This is a genomic window from Staphylococcus sp. GDH8C109P, from assembly GCF_017893405.1.
GTDB classification, from domain to species: domain Bacteria; phylum Bacillota; class Bacilli; order Staphylococcales; family Staphylococcaceae; genus Staphylococcus; species Staphylococcus cohnii.
Genome location: NZ_JAESMX010000009.1, coordinates 459733 through 474702, shown reverse-complemented (window position 1 = coordinate 474702; position 14970 = coordinate 459733). Strand labels below are relative to the sequence as shown.

Here is a 14970-nt window from a genome sequence, read left to right as displayed (position 1 = left end):
GTGAGTATATGTATATTTTAAATTTGGAGAATCGACAACTTGCAAGTCAATATGTTGCTATTGAACTGTTAAAACAAATGAAATTAAAACCGGATTCAGTATTGGGGCTTGCTACAGGAAATACTATGACAGATGTTTACAAGTATTTAAAAACATTAATCAATAATAATAATTTGCAACTAGATCAAATAGTGACATTCAATTTGGATGAATATGTGGGTTTAAGCGCAGACAATGAACAAAGTTATCACGCATATATGTACCAACAGTTATTTAAACATCATCAAACGTGGCATAAAGAAAATATATTTATACCACAAGGAGATACCGATAATTTAGAACAAGAATGCTTAATGTATGAACAATATTTAAAAGATAAAGGCCCTGCAGATATACAAATTTTAGGTATAGGTGAAAATGGCCATATAGGATTTAATGAGCCTGGTTCGTCGTTTGAAAGTGTCACAAGAGTTGTAGATTTATCTTCTTCAACGATTAATGCAAATAGTCGTTATTTTGATTCAATAGAAGATGTTCCTAAGCAAGCAATTTCTATGGGACTGGCATCCATTATGCGTGCGAAACGTATTGTTTTGTTAGCGATGGGCAGAAATAAAAAAGAAGCCATTTCACAATTAATAGAGGGGGATATATCTGAAGCATTACCAGCATCTATATTACATCAACACCCTCATGTTGATGTGATTGTAGATAATGAAGTATTCGAAGCTTTAGATCAAGATAAAGTTCAGCGATTAGAAAGGCATTTGTCATAAAGATATTTGAATACGTTGTGTTTTGGCGAGACGCTTAAGGTAACAGGACAAGCTGAAGACTATAGACTGAAGCTGTCCCTTAAGAAAGCGAGCCAACAATACGAAGTATTGAATAAAAAAGAAGCCCTCAGATGAATTGAATTAAATCATCTGAGGGCTATTTTTCTAGGATTTATCTCCCAGACGCATCATTTCTGTCGTTATAAAAATAATATAAAACTTTATCACTGAATGACAACTAGGAAACATTAATTGTAAAAATTAAGTATTGTAATAACACTTAGGCATAAAAAACTACAAACCAAGAAATATTTACAACAATATTAATGTTTTTTACTATAATTTAGTTAAAGGTAATCAACCTTTAACAAATAATATATCGAGGAATGAGGTGTGTTAAATGTCTGATTTCGTAAACGCAATCAGTGAAGCTGTAAAAGCAGGTTTAAGTGCTGACTGGGTAACAATGGGAACTAGCATTGCGGACGCATTAGCTAAAGGCGCTGACTTCATCTTAGGTTTCTTTAACTAATAAATATTGAAAGAGGCTGAGACAAATTGAATTGTCTCAGCCTTTTATTATTTAATTACTGGAATGGACGACGAAATCATTTTAAGTGAATTTGATTTCTGTACATACTTTTTTTAAAAATACTATAATACTAAACCAACTATTGATGCTGAAATAATTGAAGCAAGTGTAGAACCTAGCAACAAGCGTAGGGCAAACGAAGCCACCTTATTACCTTGTGTATCACTAAATCCTTTGATAGCACCAACGATAATGCCCACAGTACCAAAATTAGCAAAACTAACAAGATAGACAGAAATGATACCTTGTGTACGTTGTGTTAAATCTCCAGCTAATTTTTGGAAGTCTAACATAGCAACAAATTCATTAGTGATTAATTTAGTTGCCATCAGTGATCCAGCTTGAACTGCTTCGTTCCAAGGTACACCTATAATAAAAGCAATCGGTGCAAAAATAAAGCCGATTAATTGTTTGAAATCTAAACCAACAAAATTAAATAACACTGTGACTGCTTCCATCAAAGAGATAAATGCAAGTAACATAATAGCAACACTTACGGCAATTTTAAAACCATCCGTAGCACTATCACCAATCATTTGGAAAAATGGAACCTTTTTCGGCTTTGTTTCATCACTATTTGAATTGCTTTTAACTGTGGATGAGTTGGAAATCTCAACATCACTATCATCTGATTGATATGGATTGATGACACTTGCGATAATTAATGCACTGAAAATATTGAGCATAACGGCAGTAACAACATATTTAGGTTCAATCATTTGCATATATGAACCTAACATAGCCATACTGACTGCACTCATACCAGAAGTGGTAATTGTATATAATTTCTCTTTAGATAATTTAGGAATCATTTCTTTAATAGTTAAATAAACTTCTGGCTGTCCTAACATCGACGTTGAGATTGCAAAGTAACTTTCGAGACGGCCCATACGTGTGATTTTATTGATAATAATACCAACATATTTAATGATAAACGGAAGAATTTTAAAATAGTTTAATACACCGATTAGTACTGAAATAAATACTAAAGGTAGTAACACTGTAATAAAGAAAGTTGAAGCACCTTTGTTTTGTAAACCGCCGAAGACAAACTCGATACCAGCTTTACTAATATTGATTAATTCTTCAAAAAATGAACCTAGTGTTGTTAATATCGTTAAACCAATAGTCGTATTCATCATGAATAATACAATGACGATTTGAACGATTAACATAATTACTGGTTTTTTGAAATCAATCGCCTTTCTGTTATAGCTAAATAAAAAAGCGATGAATAACGCAAAAAGTATACCAGTAATGGCGAATATGATTGACATAAGTATCACCTACAATTTATTGAAAGCAACTGCAATTTTAGCTCCAAGTACCGCATTGTTTTCAACTAGTTTGATATTTGTATTTAAACTCTTGCCTTCAGACTTTTCGACAATTTTACTGAGTAAAAATGGCGTAGAATCTTTACCACTAATACCTTGCGTTTCTGCTTCTTTAACTGCTTCTTCAATAAGGCCGTCAATATATGATTTTGGTAGTTCATCTTCTTTCGGAACTGGATTAACGATGACAACACCGCCTTCAATATTTAAATCATTTTTAATTTTACAAATACGTGCGATGTCGTCTGGGTTTTCAGAAGAACTGTTTAATTTAATACCGCTTTGTCTTGTGAAGAATGCTGGTAATTCATCTGTTTGGTAACCAATTACTGGTACACCTTTTGTTTCAAGATATTCCATTGTTTTTGGTAAATCTAGAATAGATTTAGCACCTGCACATATTACTGTTACATTTGTTTTACCTAATTCTTCTAAGTCTGCTGAGATATCCATAGTGTTTTCAACGCCCCTATGTACACCACCAATACCACCAGTTACAAAGAATTGAATTTCTGCTAATTCTGCACTCATCATTGTTGATGCAACAGTAGTTGCGCCAATCTGTTTAGTAGCGAGTACTTCTGCAAAATCACGACGTGAAACTTTTGCGACATTATCACTTTTAGCAAGTAATTCTAGTTCATCATTTTCCAGTCCAATTTTAATCTTTCCATCAATTAATGCAATTGTTGCTGGAATAGCGCCATATTCACGTATGATATTTTCAACAGTCGTAGCCATTTCTACATTTTGCGGGTATGGCATACCATGTGAAATAATTGTTGATTCTAAGGCTACGATGGGCTTCTTGTCTGCTTTAGCTTGTGCTACTTCTGTGGAAAATTCAATATATTGCTTCATTTTTATAGTCCTCCAAATCTCTAAATAATTGTTTTTTATCTAAGTTTTGCCTCACTGTATATTCTGTTTCAATTGTTTTACGAGAATTAATCATGCCTGCTGTCAGTATGCTTTCGGTATCTAGATCATTTAACCAACTGAAAATGACTGCACTAGAGAAAGCGTCACCAGCACCTGTTACGTCAACGACATGCTTAGAAGGTATGACAGGTTTAATTACTTCTTCGTCATTATTTCTAAAAATAAGTTCTTTTACACCGTTTGTAATAACGACATTTGAAACACCCAACTGATTCCATTTCTGTGCAGCTTTACGCAAATCATCAGTGTCTTGTATGTTCATATTTAAATAAGTTTCTGTTTCATCTCTATTGATAATGAGCCAATCGATAGCATGTAACGAATCAGGCATGTTTTTCATTTTTGGGGATGAAACTGGAATCACTATTAATTTAATACTATGTTTTTCTGAATAGGCACATAAAAAATCCATTGCACTTTTTGAAATATTGAGGTCTGCGATGATACATTTTGCTTTTATTAATAAGTGTGTACGCTTAATTAAAAATTCTGGAGTGATATAATCATAGACCTCCATATCTGCTAAGCCATATTCCATATTACCGTCGCTATTGATTAATGCAGTATAGGAACCAGTGTTAGCATTTTCAATTTGCTGAACGTGGTCTAAATTCATGAATGGAGTTGATAATTTATGAATCATATCCCACTCACTATCATTGCCACTCACAGATAAAAATGCGACTGTTTCTCCCATACGGCCTAGATTCTCAGCAATGTTGCGCGCAACACCACCTATAGATCTCGTTGAGGTAACAGGATTAGACGTTTCTAATTGTAAGTCGCTATGAACATAAAATTTTCTGTCTAAGTTCGCAGCGCCAATGCACACAATTGGATAATCTTCATTTAAAACATATGCTTTTCCTAAAACATATTCTTTACGAATAAGTCCGGATATAATATTTGCAACTGCTGGCCTAGATAATCCAATGGACTGTGCTAATTCTTGTTGTGAAATGAATGGATTTTCCTGAATACGATTTAAAACTGCTTGTTCATTTTTATTCATATGGCAACCTCCTTTATGCAAAATTAAACTTAAGTTTACAAATTAAACATTTGTTTAAGTTGATAAGATAATAGCATGAATATTCTGAATTGTATACGCTTACATATAATAGTTCGTAAAATTGTAATATCTATATAACTGCGAAATATCAATTTGAATATGCTACATATTGCTGGAAATCAGGAGTTTTATGGCTTTTTATAATTCGTGTAATTTATTAAATTAGTTTGAATGAAATTTTTTTTCAATTAATAATCGAACTTCAATAATTTTATGTTTGAATTGTGGAAAGCATATTTTCAAACGTTAATGAAATTAAATAGAAATGAGGGTGTTTATAAATAGACATATTTAATAGTTTTATAACTAGTAAAAAGCTAGGGGAGCGAGAGATTAAGGTAATAGATAGACATGTCAGACAGCAGGTGAACATAAATAAAAAACTGTCGACAAGGTGAGCCCTTAGTCGACAGTTTTTATTTTAGAGTATCATCTATATTTTATATTTTTTGAAAACATATATTAATTTTACATGCTAACTTTCAGCGTTATCATTATTTGCTTCTTCATCTTTATTAAACAAAGAAGAAAATTTAGATTTTATATCATCTAGCTTACTATTTACTTTATCCAATTCTTCTTGCATTTTATCAGTATTACCATTATCTTTTTCGGTTTTTGCCTGTTTTAAATCATCTATCGTAGTTTGATATTTATCAGCTAAATGATTTGTTTTATTAGAATCAGCTTCTTGTTTTAAACTATCAATCTTATCTTGTAATGCTTGTAATTTAGAATCTGTTGCTTCATTAGAGTTTGAAATATCTGTTTTTAATGATTGTATATCATCTTTAACTTGATTGTTCTGACGTTCGAAATTGACATTATCGCCTTGAGTATCATTCGATTGATTTTGATTGGCGGTGGATTGTTCACTTGATTCATTTGCAGTTTGTTGATCATCATTGCCACCATTCATAAAAGTACTAACTGCAAAGATGACAATGATAACTAATAAAACCACCATACCTAAACCTAGCCAAAATTGTTTGCGTTTTGATTTTTTATTTTCTTTTAATAACTGCAACTCACGTTCGCGATCTCGCTGATTGTAGCTTGTTTCTGACTTGTAATCATTGTACTTATTGTCATTATAAGATTCGCTATTTTTTTCAGTACGACGATAGGGATTGTATAAGATCGTTCCGAAGGTATCTTGTTGTTGCTGGTCATTCACAGTATGAATATTTAAATCCGTATTAACGTTCCCATATTTGTCTAACGCAATAATTTTTCCATCATCTTCAATTTTTAAAATTTTAGGATAATCATTGAAAGAGTTATTATTAGCCATTTTTTCACCTTCAAATATATTTAGATATTAATTGCTTACTTTTAAATTACCCAACTCTAGTAGTATAAACATTGCTTGTTTTAATAGTCTTTCATATATATTACTTAATTTTTTTTAAATATAACATCATCATTTAGACTGAGGTGATGCATTTGGTGATATTTTGTTTTACTTTAACAAAGATATAAATTAAGAAGTGGGACAGAAATCTTTTTAATAAAATTAGATTTCAATCCCACTCCTTTAAATAGTGTGTTTAAGTAATTATGCAATGTAATGGCCACGTTTCAAGTAACAAGTTGGATTACTATTTGTGGTTTGTTAATATCCTGAATCGACTTCTTCACCGTCTTCGTCATATTCAGTAACGTAACCATCCTCATCAATTTTATAAGAACCTGCTAACTCTCCGTCTTTATCTGTGAAGGAGAATCCCCAACCGTCTCCAGTTTTTTCGGGTTCTTTATAAGTATAATTATCTGTATCCAAAGTACTCCCTTCATAAGATTCAACTTTATCAATAACATTATCACGTGTTACTTTTTCATCAGAATTGGAAGTACTATCATCGTCGTCATCAGAATCTGCTTCTTTTTCAATCATTTTATCTTCATAATCGCTTATTGCATCATCGTCAAATGTTAAAGCTACGTCAATTTCATCTTCATCATCATTTGGACTTGAAACATTTTCTACACTAGATTTGAATTGTTTACCCTCAACTTCAGTGGTAGCATAAACTTCGACTTTTTCATCAGGTGCATAAGGGCCGTAAGTGACAGATTCATATTCATCAAAATCTGATTGTTCATTACCATTTATATAAAGTTTAAGTGAATCGGAATCTGCAAAAGATGAATCGATACTAACTGTAAAACGTTTTTGTTTGAATTGCAGATCTGCACTATTACTTTCTGACATATCGATATGAATGACACCATCGAATTTTTTGTTATCAACCTTTTGCGTTGCTTTTAAGTCATATATGCCGATTGGAAAATCATCAAGTGTTTTCGTCTTACCTTGTTTTAACTTAACTTGCGTTGTTTTGTCATTAAGTTTGTAAGATAGTGTCGTGTCTTCTTCTGAAGTAATAGAAACAGGTTCCTCATTAACATTAAAAATGTAATTTTTAAATATACCCCATTTTTTCCCATCTTCGGTGATATTGATTAGAGAAGTATCGCCAACAGTGACAGTTTGTTCGTTTAATTTGTTTTCTTTGATATTTTTTGCACTACTTTGTAGTTCGTCAGCAACACGATCTACGCTATCAGTTTCGTCAATATATTTATAAATAGCCTTAGCTTCATCTTTAGAAATAGCTTCACCATTTGATTTTAAATGGCTAGCTAGACGATCTGTATCTTTGTTTTTTAAATCTTTAGCAATGGTTTCTGCTTGTTTTGTAGGTGATAGTTGCGCGTCTATTATTTTATAAGCCACAAACAAAGCGATAATAATGACTAATATCACTGCAATAATAATAAATAGAGGCCATTTTGATTTATGGTTAGGTGATTGATTAGTTGCTCTTTGTTGAATAGGCGTCCCACATTGGGTACAGACGCGTTGACCAGGTTTAATTTCAGCACCACAATTACTACAATACTTCATTTGAAACATCCTCCTTAATAACCTGTATTAAAAAATGAACTTAAATCACTTAATGTATTAGAAACAGTACTTTCCACTATAATACGTAAAATGATTCCCAAAATGATGATATAGATGAATATAGAATAAATGACAGGCATACGTATAAGTTGGTTGTGACTATATTTCGTAATTAAATATATTGGTGCAATTAAAGTGAATAATATAGCAATAATGATAAGGAATATTGCAAAACTTGGAACATGAATTGCTAAAAATAGTAAACCAAGTAAAAGTGCAATGACAGATAGGGTGTTAACTAAAACGAAATCTGAAAATACTTTATGTAACGTCGAATTAATATTTAATATTTTGATTAGTGCATAAGTGATTCCAAATAGTACTGCAATTGCAATTAATAAGAAAAGTGAAATGTTAAACACAACACTTGCTTTACTTGACATGAAATATGCTACTTCTGCAGGTATCAGTATTGTTAGTAATATGATGGATAAAAGTAATCCCGCTACAATTATACTGAAAAGTGTTTTGTAAGAAAAAAAGTGAGGACTCACAAGTTCTTTATCCGGATGTCTAAAAGCAGTTGAAAAGAACGTTTTAGCTTCATTGAAAATGTCTGAAGAATGCTTTGAAAACTGCTCGGTTTTAGGATTAGACTGTGTTGAATATTGTGTTGATGTTTGTGTTGCATTAGATTGCGTTGAATCTAGTTCAGATGTGTAGTTCGGTTTGTTATTAGTTTCGTTCGTTGTATTCGTTTGATGAGATAATTTTGTACCACACTCTCCACAAAATAAATCTGATGCTTCAATAGGATTTCCACATTTTGGACACTGCATAAAGCTTCCCCCTTGTAATATGTATATTAAAATATAATATCACATTTATATTTACGACACACTACTGTTTTGAAAATTAACTAAATTAAAATTCAAAAGATTGTAAATGTATATAGAAGTAGTTTTTTATTTAAAAAAGAATAATAATAAGTAGAGGGTGTGTATAATGAAATGTAGAGTAATCCTGTGTAGTTATCACGAAGGAAAAGAACATCATTATTATATAATGTAGTTATAATAAATAAAATGGCAACTAAAGTATATATTAAGGAGTGGAATCCAAATGGTTAAGCGATTATTAAGTAACAATGCTTCAGAACTACTAGCAATGACAGGTGAAGAATTGAAACAGAGTATTAAAGCTAGTGCTGGACGGGTGGTTTTATCTGAAAATATAGTAACAGAAACGCCTGTCGTGCCAGATATTACCAATGCTGAAATAGCGCGTGCGTTTGGTGCCGATTTGATTTTACTAAATGGCTTTGATGCGTTTCATCCAAAAGTGAAAAATATAGAAGAACATGAACAGGTTATAGAAACATTAAAACAATTCGTGGGTAGACCCATTGGCGTGAACTTAGAACCTATTGATGACGGAACAAATATGTATGATCAACACTTAGAAATTGCAGAAGGACGTCAAGCAAGTCCTGAAACGGTTCAAGTACTTGAAGCATTAGGGGTGAACTTTATATGTATGACAGGAAACCCTGCAACTGGCGTATCTAATAAGAAAATAGTTGAAGCAATACAAAATACAAGAAATCATTTTTCTGGTTTGATTATCGCTGGAAAAATGCATAGTTCAGGTGTAGATGAATCTGTGATTACAAGAGAATATGTAAGGGAATTTCTTGAAGCGGGTGCTGATATTATACTAGTACCTGCAGTGGGTACAGTGCCAGGTTTCGATGAAGCGCAACTTAAAGACATTGTCAAAGAAGTTCATCGTGAAGGGGGACTTGTCATGTCAGCAATTGGTACGAGTCAAGAAAGCGCTGATCCAAGTACTATTAGAGATTTTGCCATTCGAAATAAAATATGTGGTGTGGATATTCAACATATTGGTGATGGTAGTTTCTGTGGTTTAGCACCTGTGGAAAATATATTTGAATTAAGTAAGGCATTGCGTGGAGAAAGACACACGTTGTCAATGATTGCACGTTCTATTAATCGCTAATAAAACTACAATATATAAATTTCAGTTTTCAAATATTAATTGGTTTATTTTAGATTAATTAAATATATCAAAAAGTATTTTTCTTGTGGTTTAGAACGGTTTAGCAATAATAACTCATTTGAAGTAAATACTTATAAATTATTGGACATCAAAAAAGTGAAGATATAGAGGAGAGAATGCAACACATTAACGTTGGATTCTCTTTTTTTATATTTAATCGATATTTTTTACATAAAATTATTATTCAATAAATTATAATTTAAAAAAGTGATTGTTTATGTTAGATGTGCAACTTTTCGGATTATGAGACGAAAGAGATTACACATCTAAAAGTACGAGTAAGCGGTTACAATAAATATGTAAGGAGGTTGCTCATGTGTTAGGCAAGAGACAGCATCATATATTAACATTCTTACTTGAACGTGAAACGTTCATAACCATTCATCATTTAGCTATCCAATTCAATGTTTCAGAAAGGACGATACAGTACGATTTAGAATATATAGAAAGTATGGCACAACGCTTGGATTTAACTATTGCTAGAAATAAAAATGCAGGTATAATGATTAAATCTAAAATGCCCTTGAATGATATTGTTCCAAAATATATGGCGACTTCAATACATTATTCTAAAGAAGAAAGAATACGTTATATCATATTAAAGTTGTTTGAATCTAATACGCCAACATCTTCTAAAACGTTGGCCGATATGGTATCCGTTACACGTAGAACAATCGTTGAAGATCTAAAAAAATGTACAAACTTGGTTATCTTCTTATGATTTAAAGTTAGAATATATTAAAAATAAAGGATTTATCATACAAGGTGAGGAAACAAATTACCGCAAAGCATATGCGACACGTGTCCATGAATATTTTCAAAATCATACACATCAAATAGGGCACAAGCTATTTTCGAACAAAGCTTTAGAAACGATTCGATTGACGGTAGTGTCGGTATTATTTGAAGCGGATTATCAGTTAGTACAAAGTGCGATTGATGGATTAATTTATCATATTTTAATTGCAATACATCGAACTAAAGAAAAATTTGTTTTTGAAATACCTGAAATGGAATATAACAAATTGGCAGAAACGGACCATTTTCGTGTGGCATTACTCATAAAAGCATCTTTGGAAGAAAAGCTAGATATACAATTCCCTAAAAGTGAAGCAGGTTTTATTACCTTACATTTGTTAGGTGCTAAAACTTCAGAGATGAATCAAAAGCACGAAACAATCGATGACTTAGAAATTCTAACCGAACAATTGATAGAACGTATGAGTGGTGACTTAGGTATAGATTTAATTAACGATACTAAATTATTAAATGGTTTAATTGTTCATCTGAGACCAGCTATTCACCGATTAAAATTTGATATGACGCATAACAATCCTCTAGCAGAAGAAATCTTACAACAATATCATCACATCGTAGAAAGATTACGCAATCATATTTGGGGCGTTGAAGAGAATTATCATATTTGCTTTAACAAAGATGAGCTTGCATACATTACGTTACACTTTGCTTCAGCGATTGAACGTATTTCTGCAATTACTACAAATGCTATAAAAGTAGTGCTACTTTGCGGTTCTGGTATTGGTACTTCACAATTATTGAGAAGTAGAATGCGCCATATTTATCCTGAACTTGAAATTGTAGATGCTTATTCAATCTACGAAATTGACGAAACATTATTAAAACATGAAGGCGTTGACTATATCATATCAACAGTACCGTTTGAACATGCGTCGATACCTATACTTAATGTTTCGCCATTTTTAGATAAAAATGATCGACAACAAATTAACACAATCATCAATAATTCAAGAGAACAATATGTGCATGATATCAAAGGTTTAGGGCCTACTTTGAAAGAAGTCTTACCAGAAAATAGAATTTTAACACAACAACCTTCACTTTATAGAAATGATGCCATTAAGCAAAGTATTGAAACTTTGGTTGATGCTCAAATTGTTGATTGTATTTATGCCGATGAAATTATTGAACAATTAGATGCATTTGGACCTTATATGGTTATAAGTCCACATATTGCTTTAATTCATGCGAAACCAACTCACGTTAAAGGGACAGTATGTTTTAGTATTACTCACTATCAAAAAGGTATTTATTTTGGTCATGAACAATATGATCCTGTTTATATTATTATTACATTAGCAACCGCTCAACCACAAATTCATTTAAATGCCCTGAGACAACTTAGTGAGCTGATTATGGATGACAAAACTAGAAAAATATTACTTTCAGGAAATATTGAAGCAATTATGCATTGTATAAATGAAGTGAGTCAACATTAAGGAGGGAAAAAATGACTTTAGAAATTATATCATCAGACAAAGTGCAAGTACTTGAACAAGTTGAAAGTTGGCGTGAGGCAATTAATATAGCTGCAAGTCCTTTACAGGAACAAGGTTATTTTCAACAAGATTATATTGATGACATGATTCGTAGTGTAGAAAAATTAGGTCCTTATATAGTGATTGCACCAGAAATAGCAATTGCACATGCTCGGCCGAATAATAATGTGAAAAAGATAGGTTTGAGTTTGTTAAAGCTAAATCAACATATTAACTTTTCAGAAGAGGGTCACTATGCTTCATTGGTTTTTGTATTAAGTGCTATTGACAATGAAGGACACTTAGAAGTATTGAGAAGTTTAGCTACGACATTAGGCAATCAACAGACAGTAAAAAATTTATTAAATGCACAAACATCAAGTGAAATTATAAATATATTTAAAGGAGAATGATGACAATGAAAATTTTAGTAGTATGTGGGCACGGATTAGGAAGTAGTTTTATGGTTGAAATGAATGCACAAGAAGCACTTAAAAATTTAAATGCACCATCAGATATAAAAGTTGAACATAGTGATGTTATGAGCGCGAGTCCCGATATGGCAGACTTATTTATTTGTGGGAGAGATTTAGAAGAAAATACCCAAAAATTAGGTGATGTCATTGTATTAGATAATATATTAGATAAAGAAGAATTACAGCAAAAACTAGATGAAAAATTAAAAGATTTAAATATACTTTAATCATTAATAAGGAGGTAAGATTATGAAGTCAATTCTTGATTTTATCGTCGATATTTTAAGTCAACCTGCGATATTAGTTGCCTTAATTGCATTTATTGGATTAATTGTCCAGAAAAAGTCGGCAACTGATATCACATCAGGTAGCATAAAGACGATTCTAGGATTTTTAGTTTTAAGTGCGGGTGCTAATGTAGTAACGCAATCATTAGAACCATTTGGCAAGATTTTCCAACATGCTTTTGGTGTACAGGGTGTTGTGCCTAATAATGAAGCGATTATATCAATCGCTTTGGAGCAATATGGTACGACTGCAGCATTAATCATGGTGTTTGGGATGATTGTGAATATCATTATTGCACGCATTACTAACTTGAAATATATTTTCTTAACTGGTCACCATACATTTTATATGGCCGCATTTTTAGAAATATTATTGTCAGTTGGTCATGTGACAGGTACATTAACGGTGATTATTGGAGCAATTATTTTAGGTTTAATTATGGCAATACTACCTGCACTAGCACAGCCTACAATGAAAAAAATAACTGGAAATGACCAAGTCGCTTTGGGTCATTTTGGTACATTGAGTTATTGGGCTGCTGGAGAAATAGGTAAATTATTTAAAAGTAAATCAAAGTCGACTGAAGATATCAATTTTCCTAAGGGGTTAAGCTTTTTAAGAGAAAGTACGATTAGTATTTCTTTAACAATGACATTGCTTTACTTTGTAGCATCATTGTTTGCTACACCTACTTTCGTGCACTCAGAAATCAGCGATGGACAAAACTTTATTGTTTTTTCACTTATTCAGGGTGTTACGTTTGCAGCTGGTGTGTTCATTATCTTAACGGGTGTTCGCTTAATTCTTGCAGAAATAGTACCTGCATTTAAAGGTATATCTGAAAAGTTAGTTCCAAATACGAAACCTGCATTAGACTGTCCGATAGTCTTCCCTTATGCACAAAATGCTGTGTTAATTGGCTTCTTTGTCAGCTTTATTGTAGGTGTGATTGGGATGTTCATCTTATTCTTATTTGGTGGTGTCGTGATACTTCCAGGTGTGGTGGCACACTTCTTCTTAGGTGCTACAGCAGGCGTCTTTGGTAACGCACGCGGAGGTATTAGAGGTGCGATTGCTGGATCTGCATTAAATGGATTATTAATCACGTTCTTACCATTATTATTCTTGCCATTCTTAGGTGAATTAGGCGGTGCTGCTACTACATTCTCAGACACAGATTTCTTAGTAGTGGGTGTCGTGCTTGGTAATGTAGCGAAATATATGGGCATCATTGGTATTGTTGGTTTAATTGTTGTTGTCGGTGTGGTGTCAATTTTACTACAAAAACGTTCGAATCAAAAAGCGATGAAAGAACAGTAATCATAAAAAAACCTAGGCTATGCAAAATCATAGGCCTAGGTTTTTTGTATTGTCTTATTCTTTATAATAAACAAGTTGAGTTGTCGTAGCTAATAATTCTCCATCAGAACTCCAAATTTCGCCAGTTTGGTCATAAAAACCATCATTAAAATTATGTGCTCGCGTATGTCCTAATACGTGATTATTGCTGTGCTGTGCTAATGCTACCGTGTCCGAATGAAAGTACACAGTAAGAGAGACTGTACCTATTGGTACAACTTTTTCACGACGGACATATATTCTTGGAAAAAAAGCATCACACATTGAGGCAAGAGATAAATAATCTAACGGTCTATTTGGTTTGTCTTTCATCCATTGTAATGTAACTGAATCTGCATGATTTGACTTAGTGTAAGCTCTAGGTACACCTTTTATTATTTTAATATCATAATGATTCACCCAGGGTGGAACTTCTGTTAATGATAAACTGTCTACATTTTCTGCATTTGGTACTTCTGGCATGTTTAATTCGGTTGAAGACCATGTATCTCTTTTCTTTGCGGTAACTGCAGTCGCTGTAATGACTATATTATGATGTTGGCGCAGTTCGACATACCAATGTTGTGTAGAGCGATTGGTTCTTACTGGATTTGCATTTATGGTAAATGATCCATCTTTGACAGGTGCTGCGTAATTAACAGTAAATGAAACTGGGTTACCAAGACAATCGGAATGTTCTATAACTGCTCGTAATAATGTTGATGCAATCACACCACCAAAAGGGCCAACCATATTGGCATAATCAGAAGAAGTATGTCCATGATAAACGCCAGTTTCTTGTGGTTTTAAGTTTGTTGCGATATCAAAAGGATGTGCGTACGTATTTAATGTCATTTGTATG

At 32.6% G+C, this 14970-nt stretch carries 15 protein-coding genes; 8 read left to right on the top strand and 7 right to left on the bottom strand.

Annotation, left to right across the window (positions count from 1 at the left end):
- Positions 1–8: 8 nt before the first annotated feature.
- Both nagB and KA867_RS04110 read left to right on the top strand, forming a co-directional pair.
- Entirely contained in the window at positions 9–776 is a 768-nt protein-coding gene (gene nagB / locus KA867_RS04115) for a glucosamine-6-phosphate deaminase (RefSeq protein ID WP_192959349.1), read from the top strand.
- Between the two features lie 400 nt (positions 777–1176).
- Positions 1177–1308 (top strand): beta-class phenol-soluble modulin, encoded by a 132-nt coding sequence (locus KA867_RS04110; RefSeq protein ID WP_019469020.1) that lies wholly within the window; start codon positions 1177–1179, stop codon positions 1306–1308.
- Positions 1309–1430: 122 nt separating this feature from the next.
- Here KA867_RS04110 and KA867_RS04105 read toward each other — a convergent pair whose 3' ends face one another.
- The 6 genes from KA867_RS04105 to KA867_RS04080 form a co-directional block, all read right to left on the bottom strand.
- Positions 1431–2645, bottom strand: a complete 1215-nt coding sequence (locus KA867_RS04105) for a NupC/NupG family nucleoside CNT transporter (protein WP_107505240.1) — start codon at positions 2643–2645, stop codon at positions 1431–1433.
- A 9-nt stretch (positions 2646–2654) separates the two neighbouring features.
- A complete protein-coding gene (locus tag KA867_RS04100) occupies positions 2655–3566 on the bottom strand; it encodes a pseudouridine-5'-phosphate glycosidase (protein WP_119535607.1) in 912 nt (303 codons plus the stop codon).
- Positions 3550–4659 carry a carbohydrate kinase gene (locus KA867_RS04095; protein WP_107505238.1) on the bottom strand — a complete coding sequence of 370 codons (1110 nt, stop codon included), beginning with the start codon at positions 4657–4659 and terminating at the stop codon, positions 3550–3552. The genes KA867_RS04100 and KA867_RS04095 overlap by 17 nt, the downstream gene beginning before the upstream one ends.
- Positions 4660–5194: 535 nt before the next feature.
- Positions 5195–6013, bottom strand: a complete 819-nt coding sequence (locus KA867_RS04090) for a hypothetical protein (protein ID WP_210137089.1) — start codon at positions 6011–6013, stop codon at positions 5195–5197.
- A 321-nt stretch (positions 6014–6334) separates the two neighbouring features.
- Entirely contained in the window at positions 6335–7630 is a 1296-nt protein-coding gene (locus KA867_RS04085) for a TcaA second domain-containing protein (protein ID WP_145372890.1), read from the bottom strand.
- A 14-nt stretch (positions 7631–7644) separates the two neighbouring features.
- The gene (locus KA867_RS04080) at positions 7645–8469 is read right to left on the bottom strand and encodes a zinc ribbon domain-containing protein (protein ID WP_107383527.1); all 825 of its coding nucleotides are present in this window, start codon (positions 8467–8469) and stop codon (positions 7645–7647) included.
- A gap of 283 nt (positions 8470–8752) precedes the next feature.
- Between KA867_RS04080 and KA867_RS04075 the strand changes: the two genes are divergently transcribed.
- The 6 genes from KA867_RS04075 (at position 8753) to KA867_RS04055 (ending at position 14090) form a co-directional block, all read left to right on the top strand.
- Positions 8753–9649 (top strand): DUF7916 family protein, encoded by an 897-nt coding sequence (locus KA867_RS04075; RefSeq protein WP_210137088.1) that lies wholly within the window; start codon positions 8753–8755, stop codon positions 9647–9649.
- 376 nt (positions 9650–10025) lie between these two features.
- The gene (locus KA867_RS13535; protein ID WP_348634792.1) at positions 10026–10430 is read left to right on the top strand and encodes an HTH domain-containing protein; all 405 of its coding nucleotides are present in this window, start codon (positions 10026–10028) and stop codon (positions 10428–10430) included.
- A gap of 169 nt (positions 10431–10599) precedes the next feature.
- Positions 10600–11967 (top strand): BglG family transcription antiterminator, encoded by a 1368-nt coding sequence (locus tag KA867_RS04070; RefSeq protein ID WP_348634796.1) that lies wholly within the window; start codon positions 10600–10602, stop codon positions 11965–11967.
- A gap of 11 nt (positions 11968–11978) precedes the next feature.
- Positions 11979–12419, top strand: coding sequence for a PTS sugar transporter subunit IIA (locus KA867_RS04065; protein WP_107383530.1), 441 nt, complete (start codon positions 11979–11981; stop codon positions 12417–12419).
- 5 nt (positions 12420–12424) lie between these two features.
- Positions 12425–12709, top strand: coding sequence for a PTS sugar transporter subunit IIB (locus KA867_RS04060; protein WP_107383531.1), 285 nt, complete (start codon positions 12425–12427; stop codon positions 12707–12709).
- Between the two features lie 22 nt (positions 12710–12731).
- Positions 12732–14090, top strand: coding sequence for a PTS ascorbate transporter subunit IIC (locus KA867_RS04055; RefSeq protein ID WP_210137087.1), 1359 nt, complete (start codon positions 12732–12734; stop codon positions 14088–14090).
- Positions 14091–14144: 54 nt separating this feature from the next.
- On the opposite strand, the gene KA867_RS04050 is transcribed toward KA867_RS04055, so the two are convergent.
- Positions 14145–14963, bottom strand: a complete 819-nt coding sequence (locus KA867_RS04050) for an acyl-CoA thioesterase (protein ID WP_107383533.1) — start codon at positions 14961–14963, stop codon at positions 14145–14147.
- Positions 14964–14970: the final 7 nt, after the last annotated feature.

Excerpts from the sequence above, each read along its gene's own strand:
- KA867_RS04110 (WP_019469020.1), top strand. The coding sequence starts at position 1,177 with ATGTCTGATTTCGTAAACGCAATCAGTGAAGCTGTAAAAGCAGGTTTA.
- KA867_RS04075 (WP_210137088.1), top strand. The coding sequence starts at position 8,753 with ATGGTTAAGCGATTATTAAGTAACAATGCTTCAGAACTACTAGCAATG.
- KA867_RS04060 (WP_107383531.1), top strand. The coding sequence starts at position 12,425 with ATGAAAATTTTAGTAGTATGTGGGCACGGATTAGGAAGTAGTTTTATG.
- KA867_RS04080 (WP_107383527.1), bottom strand. The coding sequence starts at position 8,469 with ATGCAGTGTCCAAAATGTGGAAATCCTATTGAAGCATCAGATTTATTT.
- KA867_RS04085 (WP_145372890.1), bottom strand. The coding sequence starts at position 7,630 with ATGAAGTATTGTAGTAATTGTGGTGCTGAAATTAAACCTGGTCAACGC.
- nagB (WP_192959349.1), top strand. The coding sequence starts at position 9 with ATGTATATTTTAAATTTGGAGAATCGACAACTTGCAAGTCAATATGTT.
- KA867_RS04055 (WP_210137087.1), top strand. The coding sequence starts at position 12,732 with ATGAAGTCAATTCTTGATTTTATCGTCGATATTTTAAGTCAACCTGCG.
- KA867_RS04050 (WP_107383533.1), bottom strand. The coding sequence starts at position 14,963 with ATGACATTAAATACGTACGCACATCCTTTTGATATCGCAACAAACTTA.
- KA867_RS04105 (WP_107505240.1), bottom strand. The coding sequence starts at position 2,645 with ATGTCAATCATATTCGCCATTACTGGTATACTTTTTGCGTTATTCATC.
- KA867_RS04065 (WP_107383530.1), top strand. The coding sequence starts at position 11,979 with ATGACTTTAGAAATTATATCATCAGACAAAGTGCAAGTACTTGAACAA.
- KA867_RS04090 (WP_210137089.1), bottom strand. The coding sequence starts at position 6,013 with ATGGCTAATAATAACTCTTTCAATGATTATCCTAAAATTTTAAAAATT.
- KA867_RS04100 (WP_119535607.1), bottom strand. The coding sequence starts at position 3,566 with ATGAAGCAATATATTGAATTTTCCACAGAAGTAGCACAAGCTAAAGCA.
- KA867_RS04095 (WP_107505238.1), bottom strand. The coding sequence starts at position 4,659 with ATGAATAAAAATGAACAAGCAGTTTTAAATCGTATTCAGGAAAATCCA.